17 protein-coding genes are annotated in these 26,264 nt (G+C 74.0%); 7 read left to right on the forward strand and 10 right to left on the reverse strand.

From position 1 onward, the window contains the following. Nucleotides 1-81 precede the first annotated feature (81 nt). The gene (locus tag ACFVNO_RS03080) at nt 82-900 is read right to left on the reverse strand and encodes a TIGR03089 family protein (protein WP_355256695.1); all 819 of its coding nucleotides are present in this window, start codon (nt 898-900) and stop codon (nt 82-84) included. Between the two features lie 285 nt (nt 901-1,185). Between ACFVNO_RS03080 and ACFVNO_RS03085 the strand changes: the two genes are divergently transcribed. Genes ACFVNO_RS03085 through ACFVNO_RS03095 form a run of 3 tightly spaced genes read left to right on the forward strand, consistent with a single transcriptional unit; the run spans nt 1,186 to nt 5,322 of the window. Next, complete coding sequence (locus ACFVNO_RS03085; protein ID WP_378888765.1) at nt 1,186-3,225, forward strand: hypothetical protein; 2,040 nt, start codon at nt 1,186-1,188, stop codon at nt 3,223-3,225. A 43-nt stretch (nt 3,226-3,268) separates the two neighbouring features. Continuing rightward, a complete protein-coding gene (locus tag ACFVNO_RS03090; protein ID WP_355256700.1) occupies nt 3,269-4,213 on the forward strand; it encodes a glycosyltransferase family 2 protein in 945 nt (314 codons plus the stop codon). Further along, the gene (locus ACFVNO_RS03095) at nt 4,210-5,322 is read left to right on the forward strand and encodes a glycosyltransferase family 4 protein (protein ID WP_378888768.1); all 1,113 of its coding nucleotides are present in this window, start codon (nt 4,210-4,212) and stop codon (nt 5,320-5,322) included. The genes ACFVNO_RS03090 and ACFVNO_RS03095 overlap by 4 nt, the downstream gene beginning before the upstream one ends. 46 nt (nt 5,323-5,368) lie before the next feature. Here the strand turns inward: ACFVNO_RS03095 and ACFVNO_RS03100 are convergent, their stop codons facing one another. The 4 genes from ACFVNO_RS03100 to ACFVNO_RS03115 all read right to left on the reverse strand — a co-directional run bounded on the left by ACFVNO_RS03100 (nt 5,369) and on the right by ACFVNO_RS03115 (nt 9,366). Continuing rightward, complete coding sequence (locus ACFVNO_RS03100) at nt 5,369-6,415, reverse strand: hypothetical protein (RefSeq protein WP_378888770.1); 1,047 nt, start codon at nt 6,413-6,415, stop codon at nt 5,369-5,371. 186 nt (nt 6,416-6,601) lie between these two features. Next, nucleotides 6,602-7,732 carry a CU044_5270 family protein gene (locus tag ACFVNO_RS03105; RefSeq protein ID WP_378888772.1) on the reverse strand — a complete coding sequence of 377 codons (1,131 nt, stop codon included), beginning with the start codon at nt 7,730-7,732 and terminating at the stop codon, nt 6,602-6,604. Next, complete coding sequence (locus ACFVNO_RS03110; protein ID WP_355256711.1) at nt 7,729-8,334, reverse strand: sigma-70 family RNA polymerase sigma factor; 606 nt, start codon at nt 8,332-8,334, stop codon at nt 7,729-7,731. The genes ACFVNO_RS03105 and ACFVNO_RS03110 overlap by 4 nt, the downstream gene beginning before the upstream one ends. 69 nt (nt 8,335-8,403) lie before the next feature. Continuing rightward, nucleotides 8,404-9,366: a lysylphosphatidylglycerol synthase domain-containing protein gene (locus ACFVNO_RS03115; RefSeq protein WP_355256714.1), complete on the reverse strand. Its 963-nt coding sequence runs from the start codon at nt 9,364-9,366 to the stop codon at nt 8,404-8,406. A gap of 157 nt (nt 9,367-9,523) precedes the next feature. Between ACFVNO_RS03115 and ACFVNO_RS03120 the strand changes: the two genes are divergently transcribed. Then, entirely contained in the window at nt 9,524-12,139 is a 2,616-nt protein-coding gene (locus ACFVNO_RS03120) for a bifunctional FO biosynthesis protein CofGH (RefSeq protein WP_355256717.1), read from the forward strand. Between the two features lie 128 nt (nt 12,140-12,267). On the opposite strand, the gene ACFVNO_RS03125 is transcribed toward ACFVNO_RS03120, so the two are convergent. From ACFVNO_RS03125 to cofD, 5 genes are all read right to left on the reverse strand, one after another. Further along, nucleotides 12,268-14,622: a chitinase C-terminal domain-containing protein gene (locus ACFVNO_RS03125; protein ID WP_378888775.1), complete on the reverse strand. Its 2,355-nt coding sequence runs from the start codon at nt 14,620-14,622 to the stop codon at nt 12,268-12,270. 281 nt (nt 14,623-14,903) lie between these two features. Then, nucleotides 14,904-16,163: a glycosyl hydrolase family 18 protein gene (locus ACFVNO_RS03130; protein WP_378888777.1), complete on the reverse strand. Its 1,260-nt coding sequence runs from the start codon at nt 16,161-16,163 to the stop codon at nt 14,904-14,906. Nucleotides 16,164-16,325: 162 nt separating this feature from the next. Then, complete coding sequence (locus ACFVNO_RS03135) at nt 16,326-17,909, reverse strand: Na+/H+ antiporter (RefSeq protein WP_378888780.1); 1,584 nt, start codon at nt 17,907-17,909, stop codon at nt 16,326-16,328. 170 nt (nt 17,910-18,079) lie between these two features. Then, nucleotides 18,080-19,384 (reverse strand): coenzyme F420-0:L-glutamate ligase, encoded by a 1,305-nt coding sequence (locus ACFVNO_RS03140; RefSeq protein WP_378888782.1) that lies wholly within the window; start codon nt 19,382-19,384, stop codon nt 18,080-18,082. Continuing rightward, nucleotides 19,381-20,367 carry a 2-phospho-L-lactate transferase gene (cofD, locus tag ACFVNO_RS03145; protein ID WP_378888785.1) on the reverse strand — a complete coding sequence of 329 codons (987 nt, stop codon included), beginning with the start codon at nt 20,365-20,367 and terminating at the stop codon, nt 19,381-19,383. The genes ACFVNO_RS03140 and cofD overlap by 4 nt, the downstream gene beginning before the upstream one ends. A 262-nt stretch (nt 20,368-20,629) precedes the next feature. Here cofD and ACFVNO_RS03150 point away from each other — a divergent pair, with 262 nt between their 5' ends. The 3 genes from ACFVNO_RS03150 to ACFVNO_RS03160 all read left to right on the forward strand — a co-directional run bounded on the left by ACFVNO_RS03150 (nt 20,630) and on the right by ACFVNO_RS03160 (nt 26,263). Continuing rightward, the gene (locus ACFVNO_RS03150) at nt 20,630-21,949 is read left to right on the forward strand and encodes a hypothetical protein (protein WP_355256734.1); all 1,320 of its coding nucleotides are present in this window, start codon (nt 20,630-20,632) and stop codon (nt 21,947-21,949) included. Between the two features lie 238 nt (nt 21,950-22,187). Further along, entirely contained in the window at nt 22,188-22,475 is a 288-nt protein-coding gene (locus tag ACFVNO_RS03155) for a WhiB family transcriptional regulator (RefSeq protein ID WP_211715498.1), read from the forward strand. Between the two features lie 323 nt (nt 22,476-22,798). Continuing rightward, a complete protein-coding gene (locus ACFVNO_RS03160; protein WP_378888789.1) occupies nt 22,799-26,263 on the forward strand; it encodes a glycosyltransferase in 3,465 nt (1,154 codons plus the stop codon). Nucleotide 26,264: the final 1 nt, after the last annotated feature.

Genomic DNA, 26,264 nt, shown 5'->3' on the forward strand with positions numbered 1-26,264 from the left:
GCGGGCGGTGGCCTCTTCACCGCCCCGTGTCCGTCCGGGGCGGGGCGGGCGCGACCGGCCGGCGGGACCCGCCCCGCGGGCTCAGCCGGCCGTGGAGATCCGCCGCAGGGGGGACCCGCCGGGCGGGTCCGCGTCGTCCGCGGTCGCGAACACGGTGGCGCGCTCCGCCTCCAGCCGCTTCCAGGTGTCCCGGGGGTCGGCGCCGGGGCCGGGGAACGGCGCCAGGATGATCGGAGCCCCCGCCGCCATCGGTCCCAGCAGCAGCTCCGCGCTCCGGCCCAGCACCTCCAGCGGGGCCGCGGGGTCCAGGAGCAGCGCCACCCGGTCGGCCTCGGTCAGCTCCCAGCGCCGCGCACCCTCGCGGCCGTGGACGACCAGGGCCTCGCCCGTGCGGGTCTCCGACAGGCGCAGGGCCGGGGCCAGCGGGTCCACAGGGTAGGGGGAGAAGCGGTCGCCGTACCCGCGCACCTCCACCGAGTAGTCCAGCACCATCGGCGGGACCTCCCGCAGCGGCAGGCCCAGCGGGTGCAGCGAGGTGCCCACGACCTCCTCGGCCCCGCTGTCCAGGGCCGCCTCCAGGCGGGCCTCGTCGGCCACCGCCACCTGGGCGTCCGCGGGCAGGCCGGACCCCGCGGCCGCCTCGGCGACCGCGCCCACCGACCAGCACGCCGTCAGCCACACCAGCGCCTGCCAGTGCACGGGCAGGGCCGCCACCACCCGGTCGCCCGGCTGGGTGCCGAAGCCGTCCACGAGCATGTTCGCGGTCTTGGACACCCAGTTGTCGAAGGTGGCCCGGGACAGTTCCACCCGGCCGCCCGAGGCGTCGTAGGAGGTGACGAACGGGCGGGAGGGGTCGGCGGCGACCAGGTCGCGCCACAGCTGCGCGGGAGTTTCGGACATGGCCACCACTCTAGGGCGTGTTCGGTGGATGCTTTCGAGCGTTTCGGCGCTTGCGCCGAATGCCGGGAGCGGCCGCGAGGCGATCTCTCGCAAGACGGCCGGCGCGGGTCAGCCCGGGGTCGGCTGTCCGAGCGCAGGCGGCGCGGCGAGAGGAGGCCTCGCGGCCGCGACCCGGAATGATCCGCCGAACACGCCCTAGAACCCGCCGGGAGCGGGAGGCGGCGGGTCCGTAACAAAGCGCCGCACGGTGTGCGAGGGGGTGACGGGAAGTGTCAGAGTTACCCCATGCGCTTGCTCCCCGGACGATTCCTCGCCCGTGTCACCGCGCTGCCCGCGATCGCCGTGTCCGCCTGGCTCCTGGTGGCCTTCCCCCTCCTGGCACTCGGTCTGTTCACTCCCTGGATCGCCCTGATCCTCGGGGTGCCCGCCGTGATCGCGGCCGGCGCCCTGGTGCCGCGGCTCATCCCCGACCCGGAGGAGGACGTGCCCTGGTGGCCCGTCGTCCTGGTCCTGGTGGTCGCGGCCGCGTTCGCGATCGTGCAGATCGCCTACCACGCCGAGGCCCTGGTCATCCGCCGCGACCCGGCCTCCTACGCCATGTACACGGTGTGGATCGCCGAGAACGGCCACCTGCCGATCCCGCAGCAGCGCGAGCTCATCGCCGGGGACGACCCCGCGCTGAGCTACCAGAGCCTGGCGCACTACGAGCGCGGCGACGTCATCTGGCCCCAGTTCATGGCGGGCGCCCCCCTGGTCACCGCCATCGGGTACTGGCTGGGCGGGCTCGACGGCATGCTCGTCGCCACGCCGGTCCTGGGCGCCCTGGGCGTCCTGACCTTTGCCGGACTCGCCGCCCGCCTGGTCGGCGCCCGCTGGGCGCCCCTGGCCGCCCTGGTCCTGGCCCTGTGCCTGCCCCAGCAGTGGGTCAGCCGGTTCACCTACAGCGAGCCCGTCACCCAGATCCTCCTCCTCGGCGGGCTGGTCCTGGCCTACGACTCCCTGGTCAGGCGCACCCACATCACCGACAGGTGGTCGCGGACCCAGACCCTGGCCGCCGTCGCCGGACTGGTGCTCGGCCTGGCCCTGGTCGTGCGCATCGACGCCATCCGCGACCTGCTGCCCGTCATCGGGTTCGTCGCCCTGCTCCTGCTCGCCCGGCGCGGCCAGGCCCTCCCGCTGCTCGGCGGCCTGGCGCTCGGCACCGGTCTGGGCTTCTACGCGGGGTACGGGCTGTCCCTGCCCTACCTGGAGTACCTGTCGGACTCCCTGGACCCGCTGCTGATGATCAGCGGCGGGGTGGTCCTGGCCGCGGCCGCGGGCACCGCGGTCCTGTGGCGGCACGGCCTGCCGCGCACCGACCGGGTGCGGTGGCTGCCCGGCGCCGTCGCCGCCCTGGCCCTGGTCACCATGGCCGGCTTCGCCGTCCGTCCGCTGCTGTGGCCCGACTACGGCCACGGCAGCGACTTCACCGACGGCTGGGTCGCCTACGTCCAGTCCCAGGAGGGGCTGCCGATCGAGGGCAGCCGCACCTACTACGACATGAGCCTGTACTGGGTGGGCTGGTACGTGGGCCTGGGCACCGTCCTGTTCGCGTCCCTGGGCGTGGCCATGGTCCTGCGCCGCCTCACGCAGTGGCGCGACCCCCAGTGGCTGCTGCCCGCCATGCTGCTGGTGTGGTCGGTGGCCACCACCCTCATGCGCCCCGCCATCACCCCCGACCACCCCTGGGCCAGCCGCCGCCTCATCGTCCTGGTCATCCCCGCGTTCGTGCTGTTCGCGGTCTGGTTCCTGGCCTGGCTCACCCGCTACTGCGCCGTCGCCGTACAGGCGGAGAAGCAGGGCTCGGCCCTGCGCATGCTGCCGGTGGTGGTCGCCGCCGGCGCGGCCGTGGCGATGGTCGCCCCCACCGCCGTCACCTCCTTCGCCGGCATCATGGGGTACCGGCAGGACGTGGGGACGGTGGCGGCCACCGAGCGATTGTGCGCGGCCCTGCCCGACGACGCCTCGGTGGTCGTGGTCGACCCCGGCATGGCGGGCAACTACATGCCGCTGCTGCGCAACGTCTGCGGGGTGCCCACCGCCGCGCTCGACGACGCCTCGCCGGAGAACACCGACCGTGTCATCGCCGCGATCCTGGAGCGCGACCGCACACCCGTGCTCGCCTCCGAGGACTGGGCGCAGCTGGCCGACCTCGTCCCCGAGGTGGAGCCGGAGCGGCCCTTCCACGTGGTGGCGCAGATGGACCCGAGTACCCTCATGGAACCGCCCACCGGCCATTGGAGCTTCGTCGGGAGCGTGTGGATCACGGTCGTCCCCCGACCCTGACCCGCGCCCCGCGCAGCCCGCCCGCACCCTCTGAGAAGAACGCATGAGCCAGACACACGACGACGCCAGCCCCCGCCCCGAAGCCGGGTCCGAGGACCCGCCGGTGCGGGTCACCATCGTCCTGCCCTGCTACAACGAGGAGGACCACGTCGTCGACGAGGTCAAGCGGATCTGCTCGGCCATGGACGCGTCCGGGTACGGGTACGAGCTGCTGGCCGTCGACGACGCCTCCACCGACTCCACCCTGGAGCGGCTGCGCGAGGTCGCCCCCGTGTTCCCGAGCATGCGGATCATCGCGTTCGGGCACAACGGCGGCTCCGGCACGGTCCGCCGCATCGGCAGCCAGCGCGCCCGCGGCGAGTACGTGGTGTGGACCGACGCGGACATGAGCTACCCCAACGAGCGCATCCCCGAGCTGGTCGCCATGCTCGACGAGGACCCCGAGATCGACCAGGTCGTGGGCGCCCGCACCCAGGAGATGGGCAGCCACAAGGCGCTGCGGGTGCCCGCCAAGTGGGTCATCCGCAAGATCGCGGAGAAGCTCACCAACACGCGCATCCCCGACCTCAACTCCGGGCTGCGCGTGTTCCGCCGGGACGTGGCCCGCCCCTACCTGCGGCTGCTGCCGCCCGGGTTCTCCTGCGTCACCACCATCACCCTGGCGTTCCTGTCCAACCAGCACCCGGTGCGGTACGTGCCGATCGAGTACGCCAAGCGCGCCGGGAAGTCGAAGTTCCACTTCGTCACCGACGCGTACCGGTACATCCTCCAGGTGCTGCGCATGGTCATGTACTTCAACCCGCTCAAGGTGCTGATGCCGCCCGCGCTCGCCCTGCTGGGCGTGGGCGCCGCCAAGTTCGTGTTCGACCAGGTGCGCAACCCGCTGTACATCCCCAACAACACCGTCATGATCCTCATGACGGGGCTGATCATCGCCGCGATCGCCCTGCTGGCCGACCTGATCGTGCGCTCCCGGGACGGGGCGTGAGCCCCGAGCGGGTGGCGCTGGTCGGTCCGGTCCACCCCTACAAGGGCGGCGGCGCCCGGCACACCACCGAGCTGGCGCACCGGCTGCGGGCCGCCGGGCACCCCACCGCGGTCGAGTCGTGGCGGGCCCAGTACCCCGCGGCCCTCTACCCGGGGACGCAGACCGTCGACGAGCCCGAGGGGGAGCCCTACCCCGACACCAGGCGCGAGCTGGCCTGGTACCGGCCCGACGGGTGGTGGCGGGCCGGGCGGCGGCTGGCCCGGGAGGCCGACCTGGTGGTCCTCACCCTGTTCTCGCCCGTGCAGGTGCCCGCCTACCTCGGCGTCCTGGCCGGGGTGCGGTCGGTGCGGGGCGACCGCACGCGGGTGGTCGCCCTGTGCCACAACGTGCTGCCGCACGAGCGGCGGGCCGTGGACGTGTCGCTGGTCCGGTCGCTGCTGCGGAGGGTGGACGGGGTGCTCGCGCACTCCGCCGACCAGGCCCTGCTGGCGCGGGGCATGCGCGGCGCCGGGGCCGGCGCCCCGGTCACGGCCGTGCTGCCCCCGCACCTGCCCGACACCGGCGCGGCCGTCCCCCCGGAGCCGGGGGAGCGCCGCCACCTGCTGTTCCTGGGCATCGTCCGCCCCTACAAGGGCGTGGACGTGCTGTTGCGCGCCCTGGCCGCGGGGGCGCCCGGCGACGTCTCGCTGACCGTCGCAGGGGAGTTCTGGGGCGGCACCGCCGAGCTGGAGGCGCTCACCGCGGAACTGGGGCTCGGGGACCGGGTGCGGCTGCGGGACGGGTACGTGCCCGCCGAGGAGCTGCCGGACCTGTACGCCGGCGCCGACGCGGTGGTGCTGCCCTACCGGACCGCCACCGCCAGCCAGAACGTGTGGCTGGCCCACGAGCACGGCCTGCCGGTGATCGCCACCCGCGCCGGGGCGCTGGCCGACCACGTCCGCGAGGGTGTGGACGGGCTGCTGTGCGCCCCGGGCGACGTTGACGACCTGGCCCGGGCGCTCGAGGAGTTCTACACTCCGGGCACCCCCGAGCGCCTGCGCGCCGGCGTCCGCCCGGTCGACCCCGCGCCCTGGTGGGCCGACTACATCGAGCGCCTCCTGTCCGCCTGAGCGCCGGGACCCGCGCCGTCCACCGCGGATCCCGGCGGGCGGCGGCCTACAGCGGCGGTCCGTCGATCCACATGGAGAACTCGTAGAGCGTGTACTTCACCACGTCTCCGGGCTCGCACCAGTCGGCCGCCGACGCGGCGGGCTCGACCACCACGTGTTCCTGGGAGAGCGGCCAGCCGGTGGCGGGGTCGAAGAGGACCCGGTGCTCGACGGTGCCGATGTCGGTCGGGTCGAGGGTGTAGGCCACACCCACGGCCGGTCGGCCGGACACGTCCCGCACCGCCTCCAGCGGCCGGACGCCGGGCAGCCCGGCCAGGAGGGTGTACATGCCGGCTCTGACCTCGGGCGGGAAGGGCAGGTGCAGCGACCGGCTGACGTAGGAGAACCGCCGCGCCTCCTCGCCCTCGTGTCCGCCTCCCGTCGTCGACGGGTGCCTGATGCCGTCAGGACCCTGCGCCACCGGGTCGTCAGGCATGGGCTCCGAGGCGGGGAACAGCATCTCCTCGAGGTCTTCGGGGTCGGGGGACGCCTCCTGGAGACCCCGGTGGTCCACGGTGCCGAGTCCGAAGTCCCAGCCCCCGGGATGGGGGCCGGACATCTCCCCGAAGTCCTCCTCCTGCGTGGGGATGTCGCTGCGCTCCCCCTCGGGTCCGGGCTCCCACCGGACGGGGGAGCCGTCACGCTCCCACGCGGCCCAGGCGTCCTCGTTCAGCAGCCTCCACGTCGTCGCATCGGTCCGCTGGGCGTGCAGCCCCCACTCCTCGCCCCCCTCGCTCCGGCCGGTCCCGATGTCGTACTCGTCCACCCAGCTCCAGGTCTCGGAGTGGTAGATGTCGTACACCCCGTACCTGTCGTCCTCCGGGCCCACCCCCCACGCCTCCGCCGAGTCGGTGCGCAGGTTCCAGACGTCGCCCCTGACGGGCATGTTCCGGGCCTCCTCGATGACCGGGGCCATCACCTCCAGGGCGGTGGGCACCTCCTCCGCGGGCTCCGCGGACGTCTCGGCGGCGGGCGCCGCGGCGCCCTGGGTACAGGCGGTCAGGGTGAGGACCACGGCCGCGGTGGCCGGGAGCAGGGAACGGACGGTGCGCATGGGGCTCCTGTTTCGGGGGGCGGATTCTCAGGGGCGGAACGCCCCTGTCGGGACGCCCGCCCCGGGTGTGCGGTTCACCTCCCGGGGCGCGCGCGGTCCCTCGTGCGCACCCCGGGCAGGCCGTGGACGCCCCGCCGCGTCCTTCCCGGAGGGCCTCCGGACGGCCTGCGGCGGGGCGCGGGACCGCTACAGCGGCGGCTCGGCGATCCAGGCGGTCTCGTAGATGGTGTAGTCGACCACGTCTCCGGGCTCGCACCAGTCGGCCGCCGACGCGGCGGGCTCGACCACCACCTGTTCCCGGGAGAGCAGCAGGCCGGTGACGGGGTCGAAGAGGAGACGGTACTCGACGGTGCCGAAATCCCCGGGGTCGGCGGGGGTGTAGGCCACGCCCACGGCCTCCCGGCCGGCCAGGTCCGTCACCTCCCCGAGCGGTCGCAGGCCGGAGAGTCCGGCCAGGACGGTGTACATGCCGGCCATCGTCTCGGGGGGAAGGGGGATGGCCAGGTTGTGGCCGATCTCCGAGAAGAGCCGGTCCTCCTCGCTCGAAGGCGCATCCGGGTCGTCGTGCGCGAGGATCATCTCCCGCAACGCCTCCGGGGAGGGGGACAGCTCCTGGAGGTCCCGGTGCTCCTGCTGCCCGCCCCCCAGACTCCACGTGGCGCCGCCGGGGCCGATGAGTTCACCCTCGACGTTCGAGGCGGAGGCGTAGGGGACCGGTCCATCACCGGTCTGGTCGTTCGTCCAGGACTCGGGGGAGCCGTCGCGCTCCCAGGCGGCCCGATGCCTGTCGTCCACCAGGGCCCAGCCGCCGAAACCGTAGCGCAGGGCGTTCAGGCTCTCCTCCTCGCCCGGGGAGCCGCCCCTCTCGACGGGGAGCTCGCCCATCCAGCTCCACTGCTCGTTGGAACGGATGTCGTAGACCCCGTACCTGTCGTCCTCGGGGCCCACCGCAAGGGCCCGCCCCCCGGTGGTGCGCTGGTACCAGACCTCGCCCTCGACGGGCTGGTTCCGGACCGCCTCGATGACCGGGGCCATCGCGTCCCAGGCGGGGGCGTCCGCCTCCGTCGCCTCCCCGGAAGGCTCGGTGGCCGGTCCCACACCGACGGTGAGCGAGCCGGGGAACACCACCAGCGCCAGGAACACCGCGGCCGCCGCGACGACCGCGGCCCCGCTCAGCGCCAGTGACAGCAGGCGTGGTCGGCGCACCGGCCGGAAGTCCCTCCCGCCCGGCCGCCAGCCGGTGAGGAGCGCCAGCTCCTCGGGGGAGCGCTCGGGGACGCGGGACCTCAGGTCCCTCAGGTGGTCGAGCTCGTTCACCGGGTCACCTCCTGGTGGTCGGCGGCGGATGCGGGCAGGTCGGCGCGCAGGCGCCTGCGCGCGCGGTGCAGCCGGGAGCGCACGGTGCCCACGGGGATGCCCAGCACCGAGGCGGTCTCCTCGTAGGTCAGCTCGCCCCAGGCGATGAGCAGCAGGACGTCGCGGTCGCCCTTGGACAGCCCCGCCAGGGAGCCGGCCAGGGAGGCCGACACCGAGGCGGCGTCCACCCGCTCGCCGACCCGGTCGGCGTGCCCCTCCATGACCGGGTCGACGCCGGTCCGCGCCAGGGCGCGGTAGTGGCGGGTCTCGGTGCGGTGGTGCCTGCGGATGAGGTTGGCGGCGATCCGCCACAGCCACGGGCGCGCGTCGGGGTACGCCGGGTCGTAGCGGTGCCGCTTGCGGAAGGCGATGTGGAAGGTCTCGGCGACCACGTCGTCGGCTTCGGCGGAGCCGAGCCTTCGGGCCGCGTAGCGGTGCAGTGCGGGCGCGTGCCGGCGGAAGATCTCACCGAAGTCGGTGGGCTCGTGCAGTGACCGGCGGACGACCGACGCGTCGCTCTCCGCTTCTTCGGGCGGGAACGCCCTGGAGGCGGTGGGGGACATGGGGGTCCAATCCGTGGGGACGTCGGGAACGTGCTTCTACCCGTGTTAGCCCGATCCCCCCGAGGGGGTTCACGCCGGTCCGGACCGCGGCCCGTCCGCGTCCGCCGAGCGGTCCCCGAGCCGGGACAGCGGCACCGACAGCCCCGCCCACGCGACGTCGGCGGCCGTCATGACCAGCCGCGACAGCACCGCCGCGACCAGCGCCGCCCCGGCGTCCACGACCGGGGCCAGGGCCACCACCAGCACCGCCTCGCGCACCCCCAGCCCGGCCGGGGCGAACACCACCAGCAGGCCCAGCGTCCACGCCAGCGCGTACGCCCCCACGGCCGGGGCCAGCGCCCCCCGGGGGTCGCCGCCCACCGCCCACACGAGCACCCACAGGTGCAGGCCCAGCGGCACCCACGCCGCCAGGGTCCACCCCAGCGCCGCCGCCATCGCCCGGCCGCCGATGTCCAGCGGGCCGGCCTCGGCGACCTCCCGGAACCGGGCGAACGGGCGCGCCGCCAGGCGCACCCCCCACCGCACCACGCGCGGGTGCAGTCCGGCCAGCAGCAGCGGGGCCAGGGCCAGCGCCCACCACCACGTCCGGGCGGCCTCCGCCGAGGACAGCGGCAGCGCCACCGCGGCCACCGCGAGCCCCGCGGCCACCGTCACCCCCACCGCCAGCAGGGTCGCCGCCGTGCCCCGGACCCGGGGCACCTCGCGGTCGCGGGCCAGCTCCACCTGGGCCACGAACGCCCACACCGAGCCCGGCAGGTACTTGCCCAGCTGGCCCACGAACATCACCCGCGCCGCCACCGGCACCGGCAGCGGCGAGCCCAGCCCGGCCAGCAGCGCGCGCCAGGCCATCATCTGCGCGGTCAGCCCGGCCATCCCGGCCAGTACCGCCAGCGGCAGCGTCCACAGCGGAAGGGACAGCGCGGCGTCGCGCGCCTGCTCCCAGTGCCCGTGCAGCGCCCACGCGGCGCACGCGCACAACAGGACCACCAGCGCCGATCGCACCCAGGGGTCGCGGCGCAGTCGAGCGAGCACGCGGTCCCTCCTCATCTCCGTCCTGCGCCGACCCTACGCCCCGGGCGGTGCCCGCCGGACCACGGCGCCCTCCGCTCCCGCCCTCCGGCCGCGCGGCCCCCGCCAGGGGCCGGTGCGGTTCACCGGGGCGGAACCGCCGGGGCGTAGGGTGCGGCTTATGACCGGTGCGAACGAACCCGCCCCCACGCCGTCCGCCGTGCGCCGCGCCCTGGCCCGCGCCCGCGACGGCAAGACCCTGGACGCCGCCGAGGCGGAGGTCCTGCTGCACGCGCGCGGCGAGGACCTGGAGACCCTCCTGGGATACGCCTCCCGGGTGCGCGACGCGGGCCTGGAGGCGGCCGGCCGGCCCGGTGTGGTGACCTACAGCCGCAAGGTGTTCGTCCCCCTCACCCGCCTGTGCCGGGACCGCTGCCACTACTGCACCTTCGCGACCGTGCCCGGCCGCCTGGAATCGCCGTTCATGTCCCCCGACGAGGTCCTCGACATCGCCCGCCGGGGCGCAGCGATGGGCTGCAAGGAGGCCCTCATCACCCTGGGGGACCGCCCCGAGGACCGGTGGAAGCAGGCCGCCGAGTGGCTCGACGCCCACGGCTACGACGACACCCTGTCCTACGTGCGCGCCGTCTCCATCATGATCCTGGAGGAGACCGGGCTGCTGCCCCACCTCAACCCGGGCGTGCTCACCTGGGCCGACTTCCAGCGCCTCAAGCCCGTCGCCCCGTCCATGGGCATGATGCTGGAGACCACCTCCCGGCGGCTGTTCGAGGAGAAGGGGCAGCCCCACTACGGCAGCCCGGACAAGGACCCGGCCGTCCGCCTGCGCGCCCTGGAGGACGCGGGCCGCACCAGCGTCCCCTTCACGACCGGGATCCTGCTGGGCATCGGGGAGACGTTCGCCGACCGGGCCGAGTCCATCTTCGCGATGCGCTCCGTCGCCCGCCGCCACGGCGGGATCCAGGAGGTCATCGTCCAGAACTTCCGCGCCAAGCCGGACACCGCGATGATGCACCGGGCCGACGCCGAGATCGACGAGATGGCCGCCACCATCGCCGTCACCCGCCTGGTCATGGGGCCCAGGGCGCACATCCAGGCCCCGCCCAACCTCATCGGCGGGCAGGACGGCGGCCGCGACGAGTACGCCCTCATGCTCCGCGCGGGCATCGACGACTGGGGCGGCGTCTCCCCGCTCACCGCCGACCACGTGAACCCGGAGCGGCCCTGGCCGCAGATCGACGACCTGGCCGCCCGCACCGCCGCCCAGGGGTTCGAGCTCAGGGAGCGGCTCACCGCGTACCCGGAGTACGTCCTCGCCGGCGAGCCGTGGCTCGACCCGCGGCTGCGGGCGCACGTCGAGGCCCTGGCGGACCCCGAGACCGGCCTGGCCCGCGAGGACGCCCCCGTGGTGGGCCGCCCCTGGCAGGAGCCCGAGGCCGTGCTGGCCGACACCGGGCGCACCGACCTGCACACCGCGGTGGACACCGAGGGCCGCACCGGCGACCGGCGCGGCGACTTCGACTCGGTGTACGGCGACTGGGAGTCCCTGCGCGAGGGCGTCGACCGCGAGGGCGCGGTGCCCCGCCGGTTCGACCCGGAGGTCGCCGACGCCCTGCGCGCCGCGGAGAAGGACCCCGCCGGGCTCTCCGACGCCCACGCCCTGGCCCTGCTGCACACCGACGGGCCCGAGCTGGAGGCCCTGGCGGAGCTGGCCGACGGGCTGCGCCGCGACGCGGTCGGCGACGACGTCACGTTCGTGGTCACCCGGAACATCAACTTCACCAACGTCTGCTACACCGGCTGCCGGTTCTGCGCGTTCGCGCAGCGCCGCACCGACGCCGACGCCTACACCCTGTCCCTGGACCAGGTGGCCGACCGCGCCGAGGAGGCGTGGAACGCCGGCGCCACCGAGGTGTGCATGCAGGGCGGGATCCACCCCGACCTGCCGGGCACCGCCTACTTCGACATCGCCGCCGCCGTCCGCGAGCGCGTCCCGGGCATGCACGTCCACGCGTTCAGCCCGATGGAGGTGGTCAACGGGGCGGCGCGCACGAACCTGCCCGTCCGCGAGTGGCTCACCCGGGCCCGCGACGCGGGGCTCGGGTCGATCCCGGGCACCGCGGCGGAGATCCTCGACGACGAGATCCGCTGGGTCCTCACCAAGGGCAAGCTCCCGGCGAGCGAGTGGATCGAGGTCATCACCACCGCGCACGACCTGGGCATCCCCACCACGTCGACGATGATGTACGGGCACGTGGACTCGCCCCGCCACTGGGTGGCGCACATCAAGCTGCTGCGCTCGCTCCAGGAGCGCTCCCTGGAGCGCAACGGGCGGCCGGGGTTCACCGAGTTCGTGCCGCTGCCGTTCGTGCACACCAGCGCGCCCATCTACCTGGCCGGCCTGGCCCGCACCGGCCCCACCGTCCGGGAGAACCGGGCGGTGCACGCGCTGGCCCGCCTGCTGCTGCACGGGGCGATCGACAACATCCAGTGCTCGTGGGTGAAGCTCGCCGAGGACACCTGCCGCCTGCTGCTGCGCGGCGGGGTCAACGACGTGGGCGGCACCCTGATGGAGGAGACGATCAGCCGGATGGCGGGCTCGGACCAGGGCTCGTACAAGACCATCACCGACATCCGCGCGCTGGTCGGGCCCACCGGCCGCCCGCTGCGCCAGCGCACCACCCTCTACGGCGAGGTTCCCGAGGAGCGCCGCGCCGTCGCCGAGGCCAGCGACGGCGTCGCCCCGAGCATCCTCCGCCGCTCCCTCCCCCTCGTCTGAGAACCCGCACGCGCCTTCCCGGAGAAGCACGGAGGGGCGGGAGCGCCGGGGGAACGGCGCTCCCGCCCCTTCTCATGCGGGGCCGCGCGGAGCGGGTGGGGGGACGGGCCCCCGCGCGCGGCCCGGGGTCAGCAGGCGCCGACGAGGCGCCAGACGCCCCATTCGCCGGTGGTGCCCGGCTCGTCGCCCTGGGTCCACCACTGGGCGCGCCATTCGGAGCCCTCGTGGGAGACCACGTCGCCGCCGTTGTAGACGGTGCCGGAGGCCCAGGCGGGGGCGGTGCAGTCGCCCGGCTCGCCGCCGCCGGGGTCCCCGCCGCCGGGGCCCTCCACCACGGTGCCCTCGCGCGGGTGGTCGTAGGTGATGGCGTACTCGGTGCCGCCCACCTCGATCCGCCAGTTGGAGGGCTGCGCGATGGGCAGCCGCCAGCTGAGGTCGAACGAGAACGTCCCGCCCGCCGGGATCGACTGCCAGCCCGGCACGGTGATCTGCGCCCGGTGGAAGTCCCCGTCGAGACCGCCGACGTTGTTCGCCCGGTCGTGCCCGATCCGGAGGTGGGTGAGCCCCAGGCCGGACTGGTCGCCCATGTTGCCCGGGGCGGAGGTGCCGTAGTCGAAGGTGATCTTGGACCCGCCGGGGATCTCGACCGCCGAGTTGTTGGTGATGGTGACCTTGGGGTTGATGGGGTAGTTGTTGTCGCCCAGCGCGAATTCCCCGAAGTCCACGTCCACGTCCAGGACCTCGGCCGGGGCCTCCGTCTCGGCCTTGATCGCGCCGTACGGCCCGGCGTCGCTCAGGGTCTCGTGCAGCGACGTGATGAGGGTGTCGCCCATCTCGTACTGGCCCGCGGCGGTGTTGTAGGAGTAGTCGCCCGCCATCTCCCAGATCATGACGCCGCCCAGGCCGGTGTCGGCCACGTAGTCGGCCTTGGTCCGGATGGTCTGTTCGGCGTCACCGGTCAGGAACGTGCGGGTCTGCGCGTTCCACCACCACTCGTTCTTCGTGACGTCGTCCCAGTGCCGCACGTAGGTGCCCTCGAGGGTGCCGTCCACTCCGTAGTCGTCCACGTAGTCCCCGACCACGCCGTCCTCCAGGTTGAGGACGTGCCAGATCGGGTTCGCGCCCGCCGGGATCTCCCCGCCGGTCACCGGGTCGCTGTCGTGCCACAGGTTGTCGATGCCGCCGGCCCCGTTGCCGCAGGGGGTGTTGACGCCGGTGCCGGGCGGGCACTGCGTCTGGTCCGGCAGCGCCGAGGTCCCCCACAGCCCGTTCGTGCCGCCCTGCACGTCCGTCCAGCCGCGTGTGTAGAACGGCACCCCCAGGTTGATCCGGCCCGCCTGCATCGCGCCCCGGAAGTAGTGGTGGGCCCAGTCGGCGTTGAGGTAGCCGATGCCGTTGTAGGCCCCGTACACCGCGCTCAGCTCGGGGTCCAGGCCGCTGTCGTACAGCGCGCCGTTGTGGCCGACGAAGTGGTTCCAGGTGCCGTGCAGGTCGTAGGTCATCATGTTGACGAAGTCGAGGTACTGCACGACCTGGTGCACCTCCTGGCCGCGCAGCAGCCAACCGGAGGCGGGCACCGCGGCGGTCAGCTGGTAGTACGTGCCGTCCTGGGCGGACGCCTCGTCCAGCTTCTCGCGCAGGACGCGCATCAGCTCCTCGTAGCCCTCCCACAGCAGGCCGCGCCGGGCGTCGGAGATCCAGAAGTCGTCCGGGCTGCCCGCGCCGTTGTTGGAGGTGGCGTACTCGTAGTCGATGTCCAGCCCGTCGAACCCGTACTCGCGCACGAACTCCACGGCCGAGTCCGCGAACGTCTCGATGCCCTCGTGGTTGACCCCGGTGGGGGTCGTGGTCATCGAGTAGAACCCGCCGCTGGCCACCCGCTCGCCGTCCGCGTCGAAGTACCCGCCGGTCTCGGCCCAGCCGCCGACCGCCACCAGGGTCTTCACCCCGGGGTGCTCCTTCTTGAAGCTGTTGAGCAGGTTGAAGTGCCCCTGGTAGTCGAACTCCGGGTCGGGCTCCAGCCCCTCCCAGGTCATCCCGGTGGCCGGGTTGTCGGGGGTGTCGGCGCCCACGGAGACCCGGTTGTCCGGGCCCACGTGCGCGAAGGCGTAGTTGATGTGGGAGATCCGGTCCCAGGGGATGTCGTCGGCGAGGTACTCGGGCTGCCCGTTGGCGCCGTTGCGCCAGCTGGTGAAGTACCCGATGACCCGGCGGTCCAGGTCGTTGGGGAGCTTCTCGCGGCCGTCGGTGTCGTAGACGTCGCAGTAGGGGACGTCCACGCCGGGGGTGGGGTACAGCCCGTCGGGGCGGCACTCGGCGTCGGAGGAGGCGGACACCTCGGCCGGAGCGGCCGGAGCGGTGGGCGCGACCGGTGCGGCCTGGGCGACCGCGGGGGTGAACAGCGCCCCCGCCGCCAGGGTCAGCGCCGCCAGGGCGGAGCCGAACCGGCGGGCGGGGCCGCCGCGGGGTCGGGTTTCGGGCATGGGGGACCTTCCTCGGGATCTCGGGGGATGCGCCGGACCCGTCCGAGGGCACGGCAGAGGACCCCGCCGGCCGGTGGCCGGGGGGAGCGGGGGAGGGGAAGGGGCGTGGGCGGGGCGCCCGGCGGGCGGCGCGCGCCCGCCCCCCCAACGGCCGGGCCGGACGGGGCCGCCACGACCCACCCCCCCCCAACACCCCCGGGGGCCGGGGGGGCGGGGGGGTGGGTATGGGGGGGGGGCGGGCCGCCCGGCGGCCTGCGCCGGGCGGCCCGATCAGGGGCGGGTCAGCAGGCGCCGACGAGGCGCCAGACGCCCCATTCGCCGGTGGTGCCGGGCTCCTCGCCCTGCGTCCACCACTGGGCGCGCCATTCGGAGCCGTTGTGGGAGACCACGTTGCCGCCGGTGTAGACGGTGCCGGAGGCCCAGGCGGGGGCGGTGCAGTCGCCGGGCGGGTTCGTCGGAGGGTCGGTGGGCGGGTCCGTCGGCGGGTTGGTGGGGCCGGTGCCGGGACCCTGCGCCAGGCGGTCGGAGATGGTGTTCGCGAACGCGTAGCCGTTGGTGGCGTCCCAGTTGATGGACCAGGTCATCACGCCGCCGATGGGGCCGTACGGGGTGGCGGGGGAGAAGCTGCCGCAGTTGGTCCCGGCCTCCAGGCAGTCGAGGGCGCGGACGACCTGGCTCGGGGCCATGTGCCCGCCGCCGGCGGCGCGGGGCGTGGCCGGCAGTCCCAGGCCGACCTGGCTCGGGGCCAGGCCCATCTCCAGCTGGATGCAGGCCAGGGCGGCGACGAAGTCGGGCGTGCCCTGGGAGTAGACCTTCTGGTCGCAGCCCATCATCGTGCCGGAGTTGTAGTACTGCATGTTGACGATGGTGAGGATGTCGGAGATGTTCGACGCCAGCTGGTAGTACCCCATGGTGGGGGCCTGGAAGTCGATCGTCTGCGGCGCCATCGTGATGATCAGGTCGTTCCCGGCCTGGCCGTGCAGGTCGCGCAGCGCGTCCGTCATGTACTGGGCGTTGATGCCGTGTTCGAGGTCGATGTCGACGCCGTCGAACCCGTAGTCCTGCATCAGCGCGTACGTGGTGTCGGCGAAGTTCTGCGCCTGCGTCGGGTTGGAGACGATCACGTTCCCGCGCTCGCCGCCGACGGAGATGACCACCTTGCGGCCCTGGGCCTGGATGGCCGCGATGTCGGCGCGGAACTGCGCGTCGGTGTACCCGTTCAGTTCGCCGCTGGCCAGGTTGAACGTGATACCGCCGGGGAGGCTCGGGTGGTTGTCGGCGAAGGCGACGGCGACGAGGTTGTACTCGGAGGGGATCTCCGACAGCGGCATGACGGTGGAGCCGTTGTCGAAGTTGTGCCAGTAGCCGGTCAGCCACTGCCCGTTCGCCTGCACGGCGGCCTCCTCTGCGGCCACGGTCTCGGCCTCGGTGGGGCCTGCGGGGAGCTGGGCGGCGCCGATGGCGAACGCGGCGGTCAGGAGCGCGAAAGCCCCGGCCACCAGGGCTTTCGCCCGGGGGGAACGGCTTCGGTGACGGTTCACGGTCGGGGGTTCCTTCCGTCGAGCGGGTGACGAAGGTCGGGGGATTGAATTGTTAAGAAACCTTAGAGTTGCCTTACCCGCGCGTCAATGCAATGGGAAGGAAAGCTTTCAGTTTTCTTCGGGGCCCGGTACCGAAAGGGACTCCATTCGTCCGCCTGGAATTCACCCGCCCTGGAACGGCCCGCCCTTGCTCTCGCCGAGGTCCATGTCCCTGCTCAGCGACTGGAAGACCGCGTGGTCGATGCGCCCTTCCCGGTACAGCGCCTTCAGGGTGTCGCGGCGGGCGCCCAGGATCCGCGCGTGCACCGCCTTGACGCTCTCCGCCCGCTCGAACGCCGAGTCGTCCTCGTCCAGCAGCGCCTGCACCTCGCCCACCCGCCGGGAGTACGCGCTCCGCAGCGACTCCGCGGTCCCGGCGTCGACCTCCCCGGAGGTCTGGAGCTCATCCACCTTGCTCAGCGCCGCGCAGCTCATCGCGTGGTCGGCGATCAGGAACTCCTTCCGGTGGGAGTCCCCGCCGCCCACCCCCAGCCTGCGCAGCACCAGGGGCAGGCTGAGCCCCTGGCCCATCAGCGTGCCCATCACCACCACCCCGGCGACGAAGATCAGCCCCCCGCGCTCGGTGAACGGCTCGCCCCCGACGGTGGCGGGCAGCGACAGCGCGATCGCCAGCGACACGGCGCCGCGCATCCCGCTCCACCCGATGACGACCCTCTCCCGGAAGGACGACACCTCCAGGTTGAGGAAGGGGATCACCCGTTGCAGCGGGATCACCACCATCATCAGCCCCATCCGCAGGACCACCGCCGTGACCGTCACCAGCAGCGCCACCAGTACCAGCCGCGGGAACGAGTAGTGTTCGCGGACGGCCGTGATCACCGCGTCCAGCTGCAGGCCCAGCAGCACGAACAGCATGGACTCCAGCACCGCCACCAGGGTCTGCCACAGCGTCTGCGCGGTCACCCGCACCTTCGGCGGCAGCAGGCCCTCGCCCCGGGTGCCCAGCACGATCCCGGCCAGCGCCGCCGACAGCACCCCCGAGAAGCCCAGCATCTCCGAGGGGACGTAGGCCGCGAACGGGGTGATCAGCACGATCATCAGCTGGACGGAGGAGTCCTCGATCAGCCTGCGCGACCAGGACACCAGCCACGCCACCAGCGCGCCGAACGCCAGCCCGCCCACCACGACCTTCGCCAGCTCCACGACGCCCTCGGACGGGGTCAGCGGATGCGACATCGCCGTCAGCGCCAGGCTGAACAGGGTGAGTGCGACCGCGTCGTTGATCAGCGACTCGCCCTCCAGGATCGTCAGCACCCGCCGGGGCGTGCCCACCCGCTTGAGGATCGCCGACGCCGCCACCGCGTCCGTCGGCGCGATCGCCGCCCCCAGGGCGATCGCCGCGGGCCAGCTCACCGCCGGGATGAGGAAGTAGACGACCGCGGCCAGCCCCAGCGCCGTCACCAGGGTCACCCCGACCGCCATGACCACGATCGGCCGGAGCAGCTCCCGGAAGTCCCTGGGGGAGGTGAAGAACGCGGCGTTGTAGATCAGCGGCGGCAGGAACACCAGCAGCACGATCTCGGGGGCGATCGTCAGCGAGTCCACCCCGGGCAGCAGCCCCAGCGCCATGCCCAGCACCACCAGGACGATCGCGTCCGGGATCCGCAGCCTCATGGCGATCAGCCGGCCGATGATCACCGCCACCACGACCACCAGCGTGCCGACCACGTACTCTTCGACGCCCATACCGCCGCCCCCTCGCCCGCACCCCCGTACGGCACCCCAGGATGCCCGCCGCACCGCGGCCGGGCCCCCGGCGACGCGCCGGGCGCCCCCGGGCGGGGCGGCCCGGAGGCACCGCGGCCGCGGGCCCGGCGCTCGGCGGGGACCCGCGGCCGCGGCGCCGGGGACCGGCCTCAGCGGACCTCGATGAAGTCCTCCGGGTCGCGCGGCGGCCGCTCGCGCGGCGGCTCGGCGGCGTGCCCCACCGCGACCGCGCCCATCGGCCGCCAGTGGTCGGGCACCTCCAGCACCTCCCGCACCACGTCGGCGCAGAACATCGTGGAGGAGATCCAGGCCGAGCCCAGCCCCTCGACGGCCAGCCCCACCAGCAGCCCCTGCACCCCGGCGCCCATCGCCACGTGGAACATGGTCCGCTCGGCGTCGGCCCGCCGCTCGTCGGGATAGGCGTGCGCCCCGTCGGCCACCAGGAACGGCACCACCAGGTAGGGCGCCCCCCGCAGCACGTCGCCGCGCCGGGTGCGCCGGGCGATCGCGCCCTCGTCGAACCCGTCGCCGCGCAGGTCGGCCACCCACGCCTGGAGCATCGCGTCCAGCAGCCGCTTGCGCACCGGCGCCGACTCCACCAGGACGAACCGCCACGGCGTCGTGTGGTGCGGGGCGGGCGCGGTGACCGCCGCCGCCACCGCGCGGCGCACCGCCGCGGGGTCCACCGGGTCGTCGGTGAACGCGCGCACCGTGCGCCGGGCGGGCACCACGTCGCGCGAGCCGTACCGGAACAGGTCGGCGTCCGCCGTGCGCACCAGCGCCGCGGCCCCCGGCCCGTCCGCGTCGGTGACGACCGACAGGCCGCTGACCACCGCCACCGGCACACCGCTCGTCTTGCCCTTGACCAGCTCGCCGGCGGCGGCGATCTCGTCGGCGACCGCGTTGACGGTCGCCTCCATGAGGTTGCCGTGGGTGTCCGTCGTGCCCCGGAGGTCCTGCACCGGGTCCAGCCCGGCCGCGCCGATGGCCACGTCGGTCTGCCCGACCCGCCAGGGCCGCCCGAAGGTGTCGGAGACGATCACGCCCACCCGCACCCCCAGCCGCTCGCGCAGCCCGGCGCGCAGGGCGCGGGCGGACGCGTCGGAGTCCTCGGGCAGCAGCAGCACCGTGCCGGGTTCGACGTTGGAGGCGTCCACCCCGGCGGCGGCCATCACCAGCCCGTGCCGGGTCTGCACGATCCGGGTCCTCCCGGCCCGGGCCACCACCCGCACGGTCTCGGCGTCGACGGCGGCCTCCCGGGCCATCCGGCGCAGCCGCCCCTCGGCCTTGGCGACGATCTTGGAGGTGACCACCAGCACGTCGCCGTCGGCCAGCGGCTCTCCCGAGGCCTCGACGGCGTCGGCGATCAGCGCGACCAGGTCGGCGCCCGCGCCCACCTCCGGCAGGCCCGCCAGCCCGCGCACCCGCACGTCGCTCCCCGCGTCCGCGCTCACTCGCCGCCGCCCTTGCGCCCGGCCAGCTCGCGGCCCAGGTCCAGGGCGGCCCGGGCGATGGCCTCGGTGGCCCGGGGGTCGCTCATGTACAGCGGGCGCGAGCGCACCTCGATCCCCTCGACCTCGGTCCCGGCGTCGGCCTCGTCCACCAGCCACCCGTCGAGCAGGTCGGCGCCCAGGTGGGCGGCGACCGCCCCGGCGCTCGTCTCCACACCGATCGCGTCCAGGCAGGCGTCGGCCATACCGCGCACCGGGGCGCCGCCGATGATGGGGGAGACGCCCACCACGGTCTTGGCGGCCAGCGCCTCCCTGATCCCGGGGATCCCCAGGACGGACCCCACGCTCACCACCGGGTTCGACGGCGGCAGGACCACGAGGTCGGCCTCGGCGATCGCCTCCAGCACCCCGGGCCCGGGTTTGGCGTCCTCCGCGCCCACGCTCACGATGCTCTGCGCGGGCACCGCCGCCCGGTGCCTGATCCACCACTCCTGGAAGTGGATCGCGCGCCTGCGCCCGTCCTCCTCGACGACCACGTGCGTCTCGACCTGGTCGTCGGTCATCGGCAGCAGCCGCACCCCGGGCCGCCACCGGTCGCACAGCGCCTCGGTGACCGCCGACAGCGGGTACCCCGCCGCGAGCATCTGGGACCGCACGATGTGGGTGGCGGTGTCCCGGTCGCCCAGGCCGAACCAGGTGGGGCGCATGCCGTAGGCGGCCAGCTCCTCCTTGACCGTGAAGGTCTCGTCGGCCCGCCCCCAGCCGCGCTCCTCGTCGATACCCCCGCCCAGGGTGTACATCACCGTGTCCAGATCCGGACATATCCTCAGTCCGAACAGAGTGATGTCGTCACCCGTGTTGCCGATGACGGTGATGGCGTTCGTGCTCTGCTCCTCCGGGACCGGGGAGTCGATTCCCAGGGCGGCCTTCAGGCCCCGAAGGAAGCGTGCTCCGCCGATACCACCGGCCGGTACGACTATCCGCATGCGTCCAAGTCTGGCAGGCTGGAAGCATGTACGGGTCGTCTGCCCCACCGTGGGCGCGACCCCGGCGTGACCGTACCGGTACCGCCGGTTCGCCGTTCGGCCGAACCCCGGTACCGTGGCCGCCGTCCCACTTTCACGGTCCGGTCCTCCGGCGTCCCCGTGTTCCGCGGCCGGGATCGACCGATTCCAACCGAACAGCCCGACGACAGAGCCACTCTTCCTCCCACGAGGGCGGCGACGAAGCAGCAGAGGGGAATCTCCCTTGAACAACGAAACACTGGAACGCCTGCGCCTACCCGCGGCGTGGGTCCTGATCGGTGCCGTCGGCGCCGGTGTGCTGGCGGGTTTCATCCGGTTGATAGCCGGATCGGGCTACCCGGGGTCCTTCGCCTCGGCACTGGGGGGCGCGGGGGGCAACTTCTTCGGCCTGTCCGTTGTGGTCCTGCTCGCCGCCGCGGTGCTCCTGGTCCTCACCTCCGAGCGGACCCGGCCGGCGGCCTTCGGCGTCGTGCTGACCGCGCTCATCTTCTCCGGCCTGGGGCTGCTCTTCGCGCTCATCAACCTGATCACCGAGTTCATCGCCGCCAGTGAGATCGACGCGATCAGCCTCGGCTTCGCGGGCTTCCTGAGCACCCTGGGCCAGGGTGCGGTGCTGGGCATCTTCGCCTTCGCGCTGCTCAAGGCGTTCAACGACCCGAACCTGGTGCCGCGGGCCACCCCGCAGGCGCAGACCTACGGCGGCTACCCGCAGGCGTACGGCCAGCCCGGCTACCAGGACCCGACCATGACCGGCGGCCAGCCCGCGGCCGACCCCGCTCAGGCCGTCCCGGGCCAGGCGCAGCAGCAGGCGGCGTACGACCCGAACCAGTACGGCCAGGCGCAGGTCCAGCAGCACTACGCCACGGGCGCCCAGCAGTCCTACGCCCCGCAGCAGTCCTACGACACGTCGGGCCAGCAGGCGCAGGCCTACGACGCGTCCCAGACGCAGCAGCCGCAGGCCGGGTACGACGCGAACCCGTACGGCCAGACGCAGGTGCAGCCGCAGTACGGCACCGGCGCCCAGCAGTCCTACGGCCAGGCGCAGTACGGCACCGACGCGTCCGGTCAGCAGCCGGCCTACGACCCCAACCAGTACGGCCAGGCCCAGCAGCAGTACGGCACCGACACGTCGGGCCAGGCGCAGCCGCAGGCCGGATACGACGCGAACCCGTACGGCCAGACGCAGGTGCAGCCGCAGTACGGCACCGACGCCTCGGGCCAGCAGCAGGGCTACGGCCAGGCCTACGACCCGTCCCAGTACGCCCCGCAGCAGGGCGAGCAGCCGGCCTCCGGCGAGCAGGCGGCCCAGGACGCCATCAACTACGGCTGGTACGGGCAGGGGCAGGCCCAGGGCCAGCCGTCCGAGAGTGGAGTTGAACCTTTCTTTAACTCCGGTGAGAACAACGCCACGGAGACGACCGACCAGGGCGGCTCCGGCTACGGAGACCAGTACGGCTCGGGCTCCGGATACGGCTCTGACCAGCAAGGACAGGGCGGTACCGGGGGCCAGCAGGGCTGGTACGGGGGCGAGGGCCAGCGCTGAACCCTCCGCGTGGGCCCCGAGCCCCCCGCCTCCTTGGAACGTCGTGAATTGCGTGGTAATCCGCAGAACGGACATGAACCGAGCAGCGTTGGCGCTTCGTTACATGATATTCAGTGGATTACCACGCAGGGCGCTTGACGAGTAGCACTGCGTCCACGTGTAATTTCAAGGTGGGATTCTGCCCGGCCCGGGGGACGAAATGGGTCGGGTCATCTATGGGGGGCAACAGGAGGTGCGCATGAGCGAGGTCATCCCGCTGGCGCACGGCTCGGATGAGGATCTGGGCTGGCAGGAACGCGCACTGTGCGCACAGACCGACCCGGAGGCGTTCTTCCCCGAGAAGGGCGGCTCGACCCGGGAGGCGAAGAAGGTCTGTCAGTCGTGCGACGTGCGCGCGGAGTGCCTGGAATACGCGCTCGAACACGATGAGCGCTTCGGTATCTGGGGGGGACTCTCCGAACGCGAGCGCCGAAGGCTGAAGAAAGCCGCCGGAGGGGATTTCGATTTCCTGGCGGACATGCTGTAGCAGGGCGCGCGCGTGAGGCGCGCCCGGGCCGCGAGCCCGGGCGCGCTTTTTTCATGTTCCCGACCGTTCAGGTCCAAAGTGAGGTTTGGCACGCAAGGCCCCGCAATGGCGAATAGGGGGATAAGTCGCCGGACGTCGGACCGGAGGCGAATAGGTACGCAATGGTGTGAGGTGGCGTAGGGTGATGTCCCGCACGCACCCGTGCCACCCCCGACCCGCGGTCGGGACCGGCGTGACCGCACGCCCACCGCCCCGGCGCCCCCGCCCTTCGGCCCGGCGCCCGGGAGGCCCGCCCCTTCCCTCGGAGAGAACCCACCACAGCCGTGCTCGACCTCGACTCAGCCCGACACGTCGTGACCGCGGTCATCGTGTCCCACGACGGGGCGCGCTGGCTGCCGGAGACCATGGCCGCGCTGCGCGCCCAGAGCCGTCCGGTGCAGCGTGCCGTGGCCGCCGACACCGGCAGCACCGACGGCGGCGTGGACGTCCTCCGCGAGTACCTGCCGCCGGACGCGGTCATCGGCCTGCCCGCCCGCACGGGCTACGGCGACGCGGTGCGCGCCGCCCTCGAACTGCCGCGCTCCACGTCGCCGGTCCACGGGTTCGACGAGGACGCCACCGAGTGGATCTGGCTCGTCCACGACGACCTCGCCCCCGAGGAGGACGCCCTCGCCCACCTCCTCGCCGCCGCCGACCGCGACCCGCGCGCCGCCGTCCTGGGCCCCAAGCTCCGCGACTGGTTCGACCGCCGCCTGCTGATCGAGGCCGGCGTGACCATCGACGGCGCGGGGCGCCGAGAGACCGGGCTGGAGCCGCGCGAGTTCGACCACGGCCAGCACGACGGCACCCGCCAGGTCCTGGCCGTGTCCAGCGCGGGCATGCTGGTCCGCCGCGACGTGTGGGAGCGCCTGGGCGGCTTCGACCGATCCCTGCCGCTGTTCCGCGACGACATCGACCTCTGCTGGCGCGTGGGCGGTGCTGGGCTGCACGTCCTCATCGTCACCGAGGCCGTCGCCTACCACGCCGAGGCCTCCGCACGCCGGCGGCGACCCATCGGCGCCACCCGCAACCACCCGCGCCGGGTGGACCGCAGGCACGCCGTGTTCGTGCTGCTGGCCAACCTGCCCTTCGGCGGCATGCTCGCCGCGCTGCTGCGCAACTCCGTCGGGTCGCTGCTGCGCGTGATCATGTACCTGTTCATGAAGCAGCCCGCCAACGCCCTCGACGAGGCGGCCGCGATCACCCTGGTCTACCTGCGGCCGGACAAGCTGCTGCGGGCCCGCTTCCGGCGCCGGCGCGACCGCCGCCGCACCTACAGCGCGATCCGGCCCTACCTGGCGCGCGGTGTGGCGATGCGCCAGTTCGCGGACTTCCTCACCGGGGTGCTCTCCGGCGAGCCGGTCATCGACACCGCGGGCCGCCACCAGGCCGTCACCACCGCCCCCGCCCCCGAGGACGAGGAGGCTCCCACCGACACCGGGGGCTTCCTGCGCCGGGTGGTGCTGCGGCCGGGCCCGCTGCTCGTCATCGCGCTGACGGTCGTCGCGCTCGTCGCCGAACGCTCCCTGCTCTTCGGCCCCCTGCTGGCCGGCGGCGCCCTGCCGCCCGTCGCGGGCGGCGCCGCCGACCTGTGGAACCTCTACCTGTCCGGGGCCCCCGACTCCGGCCTGGGCTCCGACGGCCCGGTCCCGCCCTACGTCGGGATCCTGGCCCTGCTGTCCACGGCCACTCTCGGCAAGCCCTGGATCGCGGTCTCCGTACTGCTGCTGGGCTCCGTGCCCCTGGCCGGCGCGACCGCCTACCTGCTCGCCCGCGAGGTGCTCGGCTACCGGCCCGCCCGCGTCTGGATGGCCGCCTCCTACGCACTGCTGCCGGTCGCCACCGGCGCGATCGCCCAGGGGCGGCTGGGCACCGCCGTGGTCCACGTGCTCATGCCGGTCCTGGGCCTGCTGCTCATCCGCGTGGTGGCCATGCCGGCCAAGCACTCCCGGCGGGCCGCCTGGGGGCTGGGCCTGACCCTGGCCGCCGCCACCGCGTTCGTCCCCCTGGTGTGGCCGCTGGCGCTGGTCACCGGCCTGCTGGTGGCGGCCGCCTTCGGGCACCTGGGCCGCCGCCTGTACGCCGACGTCGGCATCGCCCTGGGCGTCCCCCTGGTCATGCTCATGCCCTGGACCCTGGACCTGCTGCTGCACCCCTCCCAATGGCTGCTGGAGGCCGGGCTGCACCGCCCCGAGCTGTCGGAGCCGGGCGCCACCCCCGAACAGCTGCTCATGCTCTCCCCGGGCGGACCCGGCGCGCCCCCGGTCTGGGTGACCGCCGGGCTGCTCGCCGCCGCCCTGTGCGCGCTGCTGCTCCTGCGCAACCGCGTCCTGGTCGCCGCCGGCTGGTCCCTGGCCGTGTTCGGGCTGCTCGTCGCGATCCTCACCTCCCGCCTGGTGGTCGAGCCCCACTTCGGCGGACCGCCCGCGGCGGTCTGGCCCGGCGTGGCGCTGACCTTCGCCGCCACGGCGGTGCTGCTGTCGGCGGCCACCGCCGCCCGCGCCTTCCGCACCATGCTGTCCCTGGGCGGCCTGCGCAGGGCCTTCGCCGTCGGCGTCGCACTCCTCGCCGTCGCCACACCCCTGGCCGGGGCGGGCGTGTGGATGTGGGAGGGCGTGGACGGACCGCTCACCTCGCGCGCCGCCCCGGTCCTGCCCGGCACCCTGGTCGGCGCCGGGGTCGGCCTGAGCGACGACGGCACCGAACCGCGCACCCTCGTCGTCGCCCCGGACGGCGAGGGCGGTGTGGGCTACACCGTCGTCCGCGGCCGCGAACCCCGCCTGGGGGAGGAGCGCATCCGCCCCGACGACGCCTCCCGGGCGGCCGTGGACCGGGCCGTCGCCGAACTGGCCATCGGGCAGGGCGGCGACCGGCTGCGCGTCCTGGCCGACCACGGCATCCAGTACGTGCTCTACCCCCGGCCGCGGACCGGAACGCTCACCGACGTCACCATCGTGGACATGCTGGACGGCACCCCCGGGCTGATGCGGGAGTCGCTGTCCGACCGCTACGGCCTGTGGCGGCTGGCCGAGCCCACCGGGCGGCTGCGCGTGGTCTCCCAGGACGGGCTGGAGACGGAGCCGCTGCGGGTGAGCGGGCCCGGCCACGACTTCACCGCCCGGGTGGAGGAGGGCGGCACCGGGCGCCGCCTGGCCCTGGCGGAGACCGCCGGGAACGGCTGGCGGGCGGACATCGGCGGCACCGAGCTGACCCCGGCCGAGGGGCCGGGCGGGACCCAGTCCTGGGAGCTCCCGGCGCAGGGCGGCGAACTCCGGGTGTGGCACACCGACCACGTGCACACCGCCTGGGTGGCCACCCAGGGCGTGCTGCTGCTCGTCGTCGCGGTCCTGGCCGCCCCCGGCGTGCGGACCGAGGAGGACGCCCGCCTCATCGAGTCGACCCCCGCCCCCCGGCCCCGCCGCCCGGCGGGGCTGCGCGTACCGCGCCGCGGCCGCCGAGGCTCCCGGGCGCGCACCGCCCCCGGGGCCGACCCGGAGGCCGACGCCGGGGAGCCGTCCCCGGACGGAGGGGCGGAGGAGCCCCCCACCGGGGAGCCCCCCACCGGCGGGTTCGCCACAGGGGAGCCCGCCACCGGCGAGTTCGCCGTCACCGACACCGGGTCGATCCGAGCGGTGCGCGGCCGCCGCCGCGGCACCCGCCGCAAGGGGCGGCGCCGGGCCGGTTCCGCGCGGGACGGTGCGGGCCCCGACACCGGTGCCGACGCCGCCGGCGACGAGAGGGAGGAGTAGG

Origin of the sequence: Nocardiopsis sp. NPDC057823 (assembly GCF_042797335.1) — a bacterium.
GTDB lineage: Bacteria > Actinomycetota > Actinomycetes > Streptosporangiales > Streptosporangiaceae > Nocardiopsis > Nocardiopsis changdeensis.